Raw genomic sequence first — 2,112 nt, 5'->3', positions numbered from 1 at the left:
CCTATAATCTCATCTTTTTTGTAGCCACTAATTTTACATAATGCACTACTAACTGTCAAACGCAGAGGTAAAATACACCAGTAACGCAGATTAAAAATGTACCACTTTATTTAAAGAAGATACTATTTATTTCAAATAAATATTTGGAGTAAAAGTATGATAGATAAAGAGGAGTTTACTGTGATACATACTTTACGAAAGCGAGGATATAGTATAAGAGCCATATCAAAGATAGTAGGACTAGATAGACGGACAGTTGCAAAGCGTTTACAAGAGAATACTTTACAGCCTTATAAAAAAGTTATTTATAAATCTAAATTAGATCCATACAAAGAGTATATTATCTCACGAGTGCAGCAAGCACTTCCTGATACTATACCATCTACTGTAATTCTTGAAGAGATAAGAAAGTATGGCTACGATGGAAAGATACGAATCATTCAAACTTTTATAAGATCTTTAACCCTTGAAAAACCCAAAGAAGAAGTTGTAAGATTTGAGACTGAACCATCCTATCAAGCACAAGTAGATTGGACAATAATACGTTCAGGTAAAAAGCCTATTTATGGGTTTGTAATGGTGCTTGGATTTAGCAGAATGGCATTTGTTTATTTTACAGATAATATGAGACAAGATACATGGCAAGAGTGCCATGTAAAAGCATTTGAATACTTTGGTGGTGTTCCACAAACACTGCTTTATGATAACCTTAAAAGTGTTGTTATCTCAAGAGATAAATATGGGAAGAATCAACATGGCTTCAATAATGATTTTCTAGAGTTTGCCAAAGATAACTTCATCCCTAAACTTTGTAAAGTATATCGTGCAAAAACTAAAGGGAAAGTTGAGAGATTCAATCTCTATCTAAAACGCAATTTTTATGTACCACTCAAGTCTGCACTCAAAGGAAGTGATATTGCAATAACTACAGAGCTGTTAAACGGTAAGATATTTAGCTGGTTAGAGTATGCAAATGCAAGAGTACATGACACAACCAAGCAAAAACCTAGTGAGCTTTTTAAAGAAGAAAAACCACTGCTTGAACCTTTTTACAGAAGTGTTAAAGAACAGCCAAAAAATGATGAGACTAAAACATCTCCAGCACACACTCTAAATAAGCTAGAGATAGATATTACATATCATACAACAATATCTGATTATGAAAAGATACTAGGAGCTAATTATGCTTCTGCATGAGAATATATCTGAGTATTGCTCAAAGTTTAAACTCCCTGGTGTGCTAGAGCATTACCAACATGTAGCAGATAGTGCTGCTGAGGAGAAGCTATCTTATAGTGAGTATCTATACAAACTATTTGAGATTGAAAATAGTGGTCGAGAACTTAGAGGTAGACAAATGGTGCTAAAGATGGCAGGATTGCCAAAGCTAAAGACTATCGATACATTTGACTTTAAGTCCTCATCTGTTGATAAAACGCTTGTAAATGAGATACTAACACTACGATTTATTGATGAGTATAAAAACATATTGCTCTTTGGTCCAAGTGGTGTTGGTAAAACACATCTTGCTACTGCCATAGCATATGCAGTAACCCAGCAGAGGGTTAAAACTAAGTTTATCACGGCAAGTGACCTTATGATACAGCTTGAAGCCGCAAGTGCTACAAATAGACTTGATAGCTACTTTAAACGCACTATTGGAATACCAAGACTACTTGTCATTGATGAGTTTGGTTATGTTAAGTTTAATGAAACGCAAGCTAATTTGTTTTTTCAGGTAATTAACAAAAAATATGAGACTGGATCAGTCATTATTACATCTAATTTATCTTTTACAAAGTGGAAGGAGGTCCTCAATAATGATGAAGCATTAACAACAGCTATACTCGATAGATTGATACATCATTCTCATCTTATAAATGTGACTGGTGAAAGCTATAGATTAAAGCAAAAAAGGGAAGCTGGATTATTAGATATTTCAGTTAAATAATAAGTGTTACGAAGTGGTGCATTTTTGCACTGCGTTTTGGTACATTTTTGGATTGCGCTTGACAGTAGGCTATAGATAAATTCATGAGCCACCACAAACATTGCAAACCATATCAAAAGTATAGAGAAGTTGATAACAGAACACCAGAGCAAGAATGATAG

Annotated in this window: 3 protein-coding genes; 2 read left to right on the top strand and 1 reads right to left on the bottom strand. The window is 34.0% G+C overall.

Going from position 1 to position 2,112, the window contains the following annotated elements:
• Positions 1-156 precede the first annotated feature (156 nt).
• Together istA and istB are read left to right on the top strand one after the other, a co-directional pair.
• On the top strand, positions 157-1,197 hold the full coding sequence (gene istA / locus M947_RS20385; RefSeq protein ID WP_021287992.1) for an IS21 family transposase: 1,041 nt from the start codon (positions 157-159) through the stop codon (positions 1,195-1,197).
• Positions 1,184-1,951: an IS21-like element helper ATPase IstB gene (istB, locus tag M947_RS20380; RefSeq protein WP_021287991.1), complete on the top strand. Its 768-nt coding sequence runs from the start codon at positions 1,184-1,186 to the stop codon at positions 1,949-1,951. Before istA ends, istB begins: the two co-directional genes overlap by 14 nt.
• Here istB and M947_RS23875 read toward each other — a convergent pair.
• Positions 1,897-2,103, bottom strand: a complete 207-nt coding sequence (locus M947_RS23875; protein ID WP_425425645.1) for a DUF6868 family protein — start codon at positions 2,101-2,103, stop codon at positions 1,897-1,899. The genes istB and M947_RS23875 overlap by 55 nt on opposite strands.
• Between the last annotated feature and the right edge of the window lie 9 nt (positions 2,104-2,112).

This window comes from Sulfurimonas hongkongensis (genome assembly GCF_000445475.1).
Classification (GTDB): Bacteria; Campylobacterota; Campylobacteria; order Campylobacterales; family Sulfurimonadaceae; genus Sulfurimonas; species Sulfurimonas hongkongensis.
Note: the sequence above shows the minus strand (reverse complement) of the source record. Positions and strands in the feature narration are given on the sequence as shown.

Excerpts from the sequence above, each read along its gene's own strand:
- istA (WP_021287992.1), top strand. The coding sequence starts at position 157 with ATGATAGATAAAGAGGAGTTTACTGTGATACATACTTTACGAAAGCGA.
- istB (WP_021287991.1), top strand. The coding sequence starts at position 1,184 with ATGCTTCTGCATGAGAATATATCTGAGTATTGCTCAAAGTTTAAACTC.